Genomic DNA, 1,128 nt, shown 5'->3' with positions numbered 1-1,128 from the left:
GGCCTACCCCGACCTGCTGCGCTCGCGGGTGCTCGTGCCCGAGGTCCTCCAGTTCTGGGGGATGGAGTTCGACGCCCCGGCTCTGGACCACCACACCCTGATGATTCCTCACCACACCGACGAAGCACAGCAGTTGTTCGAGCTGGAGAGCCGCTTCGCCAAACTCGACGCCTTCCCCGCCGATCCCGGCCGGGACACCGAGGCCAAGATGGTCGAGTTCCTGAAGGCCGCGAAGGACATGAGGCGCAAGCCTCTGGTCATCGCCCACCACGCCTCCCGGTCGGCGACCGGCCTCGGCGTGTACGGGCAGGACACTCCGCGCGAGTTCCGTAACGGCAACAACGTCGCCCCCGAGATCTACGTCGGCTTCGAGGGCGCTCCCGGCCACCAGGCCGGCCCGCTCAACGGCGGCGCGCGCGGCGGCTACGGCAACTACCCCACCCATGGCGGCTTCGACCAGATGACGGCCCGTGTCGGCGGGCTCTGGGACTCGCTGCTCGGTGAGGGCCGCCGCTGGTGGATCACCGCGACCTCGGACTCGCACGTGCACTGGACGCGCGGCGGCTCGGACTTCTGGCCGGGCGAGTACAGCAAGACCCATGTGCTGGCCCGGCAGGACTACGCCGACATCATGGACGGACTTCGCAACGGGCGGGTCTGGGTCGGCACCGGCGACCTGATCAGCAGCCTCGACCTCACCGCCGGCAACCGCGGTGACGAGGCCGCCATGGGCGAGACGCTCACCGTGAGCAGCCGCAGCCGCACCGATGTCGAGATCGAGATCAAGTTCCGGCCGCTGGAGGGCAAGAACGGTAACGGCGACCGGCCGGAGGTCCGCCGTGTGGACCTGATCACCGGCCAGATCACCGGCCCGAGCGCCGGCCTCGACACCGACACCAACCCGACCACCAAGGTGGTGGCCCGCTTCGGCCCCCGCGACTGGCGCAAGCAGGGCAAGGACTACGTCATCAAGCACACCCTGCGCAATGTGGACGGCGACCTCTACGCCCGCGTGCGCGGCACGAGCACCGACGAGGCCGAGCCGCTCGCGGACGGACTGGAGAGCCCCTGGGACGACCTGTGGTTCTACTCGAACCCCGTCTTCGTCCACGTCCGCTAGGACTTCGG

At 69.4% G+C, this 1,128-nt stretch carries 1 protein-coding gene; it reads left to right on the top strand.

Annotated elements, in window-relative coordinates; translation table 11 throughout:
* On the top strand, nucleotides 1-1,120 hold a 1,120-nt coding region (locus tag ACIRQP_RS42505), incomplete at its 5' end, for a phosphoesterase (RefSeq protein WP_403900855.1).
* Nucleotides 1,121-1,128 lie beyond the last annotated feature (8 nt).

Origin of the sequence: Streptomyces sp. NPDC102274 (assembly GCF_044766385.1) — a bacterium.
In the GTDB taxonomy this organism is placed as follows: domain Bacteria; phylum Actinomycetota; class Actinomycetes; order Streptomycetales; family Streptomycetaceae; genus Streptomyces.
Note: the sequence above shows the minus strand (reverse complement) of the source record. Positions and strands in the feature narration are given on the sequence as shown.